The organism is Microvirga sp. HBU67558, assembly GCF_018069605.1.
GTDB classification, from domain to species: Bacteria; Pseudomonadota; Alphaproteobacteria; order Rhizobiales; family Beijerinckiaceae; genus Microvirga; species Microvirga terrae.
This window is the reverse complement of sequence record NZ_JAGPUP010000371.1, coordinates 1-4,170: the sequence shown is the minus strand read 5'-3', so window position 1 is coordinate 4,170 and position 4,170 is coordinate 1. Positions and strand designations below refer to the sequence as shown.

The window sequence follows — 4,170 nt, the reverse complement described above, 5'->3', positions numbered from 1 at the left end:
GCCATGAGCCGCATTCTGCTGCGCCGCCTCACGCGAAAGGAAAGATAATTGCTCATCAGCCTCTAGCACTACAGATCCTATGCGGGTGGATAGCGGTCCACTCTCTGGCAGAGTGAGGTTGCTGTATCCACTCACGCTGGAGACCAACCGATGTCCGTTGAGCCCCGATTTGAGCAAACCGCTATCCGCACCCATCTTGGCGCAATCTTCGTCTCCCTGGAACTGAGTCTTCGGTGTGGCTGATCACCTCTCTGTCGCCCGGGGCCGGCGAGACGATGTCCAGGCACAGCGTGCGGGGCGGCGATGTGGCCGGCCTGCTGATGCGGTTTGCGCAGCTGCAGGAGAAAGCGCGCGCGCGAACCGGTCAGATGGTTCCGATCATCACTGTTCAGGAGGCGGGACTGGATGGGTTCTGGATCCATCACGTGCTGTTAAGCGAGGGGATCGAGAGCCATGTCGTCGATCCCGCCTCGATTGCGGTCTCCCGCCGCTGCCGGCGGGCCAAGACCGACAAGATTGACGGCGAGGCTCTGGTGCGCACGCTGCTGGCCTACAAGCGCGGGGAGCCGCGGGTCTGTGCCATGGTCCGGGCTCCCACGCCTGAGCAGGAGGATCGGCGCCGCATCAGCCGCGAGCGCAAGACGCTGACCGCCGAGCGGATCCAGCACGTCAACCGCGTCAAGGGCCTGCTGTTCGCGCAGGGGATCGGCGACTATGAGCCCCTGCACCGCGACCGCAGAACAAGGCTCGAGGCGCTCACGACCGGCGATGGCCGGCCGCTGCCGGTTCATCTCAAGGCTCAAATCAGCCGCGAACTCGACCGGCTCGATTTGCTGCTGGAGCAGATCAAAGCAGTCGAGGCCGAGCGGGATCACCTGCTCGCCTGTGCCGACGAGGAGGCCGGCGCCGTGCCACCCGGGCGCCTGCTTCCCCTGAAAGGCATCGGTCGGGAAGCCGCCGCTGTTCTGTGGGTGGAGGGCCTGTTCCGCACCTTCGCCAATCGCCGGCAGGTGGCCGCCTATGCGGGCCTGGCCCACCCCCTGGAAGAGCGGATCGGTGGATCGCGAGCAAGGCGTCTCGAAAGCCGGCAATCCGCGCCTGCGCACCACAATGAGCTCGCCTGGCTGTGGCTGCGCCATCAGCCGGCCTCGGCCCTGAGCCAGTGGTTCCAGGAGCGGGTCCGGCGCAATGGCGGGCGCCTGAAGAAGTCGATGATCGTGGCGCTCGCCCGTAAGCTGCTGATCGCGCTCTGGAAGTATGCGATAGCCGGAGTGATCATCGAGGGTGCCGTGATGAGGCCTGCGTAAGGCACGGCACGACTGGGTGGATGTGCTTCGCCGGACCCTGATCAGGCCCGGCGGATCCAGGTGGACGGACCGATGTGCAATAGGGCGTTCAGTGCCGCACTACAGAAGGGTCCCGTCGCCTGAGCCCCCGTCCGCTGCAAGCGGGATGATGGTGCGGCTGCGTGCGCGCAGCGACCGGATGTGAGTGGGAGCTGGCGCTGGACACGGGCCAGATCATGCAACGGGCTCAGACCTTGGATGCCAAACACCAGCCGGAGATCTGATCGGTGTTCCGATGAACCAGCATCTTGACGGACCAATGCCCATGTGAGTTGCACCTTTCGTTTGCGATGTGAGGCTTGCGCCATCGCCTGATGCGCGCGGCGCCAGGCGGACCAAGCGATCACGAGGGCAGGCTCAATCCGGCGCTGCTGGAGGCGTGTGGCGACGCGGCGGATTTCCTGGACAGACCAGCATACCAACGCTGCAGCCTGGCTTCGTCTCGACTTTTTTGGGGTGAGGTGAAGCGGTTGGCGCGCTCGCGCACCACCGCCAGCATGGCAAACGCCAGCATCACCAATGAGACGTGCCGGTGCCAGCCATGCCAGGAGCGCGTCTCGTTGTGGGTGAGCCCCAACTCGGTCTTCGCCGTCTCAAACGCATCCTCGATCGCCCAGCGCTGGCCTTCCACCCGCACCAGCTCTTCAATCGGCGTGCCGGCTGGACACCAGGTCGAGAAGAACGCCAGGTCCCCATCAGAGAGGTTGCGGCGGATCAACAGGCCGCGCGTCCACAGGCCGGTGAGCGCCTCGTTGTATTCCTCCGCCTCAAGATCGGCCAACTCGACGTACGCCCAGTCATACAAGCGCGCTCCCTTGGTGCCGTCGCCCGCCGACAGGCGCTGCCAGGTCTCAGGCGCCAGAGCCTTGGCAATCTGCTCGGCCGTGCCGGCCACTTCGGGCTTGTCGATCCAGGAGGAGAACTGATCCGTGGCATGCGCGCCCAGCACGTAGCCCTTGCCGGCCCGGCGCAACTGCATCTCGATGGCTCCCACACCATAGATCGTGTCGGCAGCGACCCAGTCGAAGGGGACGCCGGCGGCAAGAGCCCGTGTGTGACCTTGAATGGGAAGGCACGGACCGCCTCTTTCAGGAAGGCGACCGCGCTTGTGGCCAGTTCGTCATCATAGACGGCCAGGTGCACCCAGCGCGAGCAGCGGTCAATGGCTACATAGAGAGAGCGCTTGCGCCGCTCCCCATTGGCGGTCTGCAGCTTCGGCAGATGCTTGATGTCCATGTGCACGAAGCCGAGATCGTAGTCCTTGAACGTGCCGAGCTTGCGCTTGCGCTGCTGCGCCGGCGGCAGGCGGCCTAAGCCTTCAGCCTTGAGGATGCGGTAGACTGCATCCCGGTTGAGATGCGGCAGGAAGTGCGTGACCACAAAGGTCAGATCATCCAGCGGAAAACCGAGGTAGCATACCCTCGCGGGAAGAAAGGCCAGGCTGAATTTTCCGCCGTTACCTTGTGCAAAGGACCTCACCGCCTCATCATCCATAATGATGGTCACCACAAGAAGCGTCAGGCCGCTAACATCGCTCATGAATTGAGCCATGAGCTTTTGATCCATCCATCGAAGCCTCTGCTCAATGAGACCGGCTCCAGGCACTACGACGCTAACATCGAAGAAGAAGCCGCTTGGCTTGGCCCAGCCCTTCTTATTTCAGAAGAGGCTGCCCTTCTCGTCGCAGAGCGCAAATACTCCCTCACCGAAGCGTCTGACATTTATGGCGCCAGCGAGGAGGTTGTGCGGATGCGCTTGAATGTGACCAGCGCCTATCGGCGAAGCCGATCAAAACAACAGGCAGCCTAAAACATAGATGCTTATGCTCGTGTTAGCCCCTCGCGCGTAGCCGCATAGGCGCGACTATGCTTTCCATTGAAACTAAATAACTATATTGTGCATCTTTCATAAAAACTTCCGCCGCAGAAGACTCGGGACCGAGAACGCGTCGATCGTCTCTGTCGCGTGCAATGTTTACGTCAACGATGCGCTAGAGCAGGAGGATGACGCTTGGCACTCGACCGTACCTTCACATTGACATCAACCTGCTGACCGAGGCGGCCGAGCACCGTCATTAGCCGGTCCACGGTGAACCGGTCCAGCTTGACGTTGCGGATGCGAGAAAAGTCGGCGGCCGCGATCCCTGTCAGCTCGGCGGCCTCGCGGACCGTCAGGTGCCGGCGATCGAGCGTCTTGACGATCTGCGCCGCCAGGATCGAACGCAGCTGCTCTAAGTCAGGGTTAGGCAGGACAAGATCGCGGAAGACGTTGCCACTGCCTCGCACCAGTTCAAAATCGTCGTTCATCGCAAGGCCTCCTTCAGCCGTTTCAGGCGGTCACGGATCAGGTCGATTTCGGCTTTGGGCGTGCCGATCCCGCTTTTGGACTTCTTTTGGAACGCATGCACAACCCAGATCTCATCTCCTATCTGCAGCGCGTACACGACGCGGAATGCATCTCCCCGGTGCTTTAGGGCCAGCTCCAGCACCCCTGAACCAAGCCCTGTCAGAGGTTTGGCGATATCAGGGTGCCCGCCCTCGGCCACGACGGTCAGGGCACGGGCCATTTCCTGCCGTGTCCCCAAGGGAAACTCCTCAAAATCCTTTCGGGCCGCCTTGATCCATGAGATCGGCCTAGTCTTTCTTGCCATATAGGCCGTGTTGTCATATTTGACAACATGGCGTCAATAGATTCCTACAAACTTTCGTTCGCCGCACCAACGTCCATCAGGCTTGAAGGGGCCAGAACAAGATCTGATGTGGCCTGCCCCATGTGGGTGATCCGGGTGTGATGTTAATTCAGGGTTGGTTTGGAGCTGCCCCCA

The 4,170-nt window shown here is 61.9% G+C and carries 3 protein-coding genes and 3 pseudogenes; 2 read left to right on the top strand and 4 right to left on the bottom strand.

What is annotated here, in order from left to right; all coding sequences use genetic code 11:
• Positions 1-150: 150 nt before the first annotated feature.
• A pseudogene (locus KBI52_RS02100) lies at positions 151-1,307 on the top strand (IS110 family transposase).
• A gap of 382 nt (positions 1,308-1,689) precedes the next feature.
• Here KBI52_RS02100 and KBI52_RS02095 read toward each other — a convergent pair.
• Together KBI52_RS02095 and KBI52_RS32540 are read right to left on the bottom strand one after the other, a co-directional pair.
• Positions 1,690-2,400 (bottom strand): annotated as a pseudogene (locus tag KBI52_RS02095) (IS701 family transposase); the annotation flags it as partial.
• A pseudogene (locus tag KBI52_RS32540) lies at positions 2,391-2,753 on the bottom strand (IS481 family transposase); the annotation flags it as partial. The pseudogenes KBI52_RS02095 and KBI52_RS32540, both read right to left, overlap by 10 nt.
• Between KBI52_RS32540 and KBI52_RS02085 the strand changes: the two are divergent.
• A complete protein-coding gene (locus KBI52_RS02085) occupies positions 2,703-3,155 on the top strand; it encodes an ImmA/IrrE family metallo-endopeptidase (RefSeq protein ID WP_247654123.1) in 453 nt (150 codons plus the stop codon). The pseudogene KBI52_RS32540 and the gene KBI52_RS02085 overlap by 51 nt on opposite strands.
• 170 nt (positions 3,156-3,325) lie before the next feature.
• Here KBI52_RS02085 and KBI52_RS02080 read toward each other — a convergent pair whose 3' ends face one another.
• Both KBI52_RS02080 and KBI52_RS02075 read right to left on the bottom strand, forming a co-directional pair.
• Complete coding sequence (locus tag KBI52_RS02080; RefSeq protein ID WP_210805007.1) at positions 3,326-3,652, bottom strand: helix-turn-helix domain-containing protein; 327 nt, start codon at positions 3,650-3,652, stop codon at positions 3,326-3,328.
• Positions 3,649-3,996: a type II toxin-antitoxin system RelE/ParE family toxin gene (locus tag KBI52_RS02075; protein WP_210805005.1), complete on the bottom strand. Its 348-nt coding sequence runs from the start codon at positions 3,994-3,996 to the stop codon at positions 3,649-3,651. Before KBI52_RS02075 ends, KBI52_RS02080 begins: the two co-directional genes overlap by 4 nt.
• Between the last annotated feature and the right edge of the window lie 174 nt (positions 3,997-4,170).

Bases quoted from the DNA above. Each gene is read 5' to 3' on its own strand.
- KBI52_RS02085 (WP_247654123.1), top strand. From the start codon at position 2,703: ATGCGGCAGGAAGTGCGTGACCACAAAGGTCAGATCATCCAGCGGAAA.
- KBI52_RS02080 (WP_210805007.1), bottom strand. From the start codon at position 3,652: ATGAACGACGATTTTGAACTGGTGCGAGGCAGTGGCAACGTCTTCCGC.
- KBI52_RS02075 (WP_210805005.1), bottom strand. From the start codon at position 3,996: ATGGCAAGAAAGACTAGGCCGATCTCATGGATCAAGGCGGCCCGAAAG.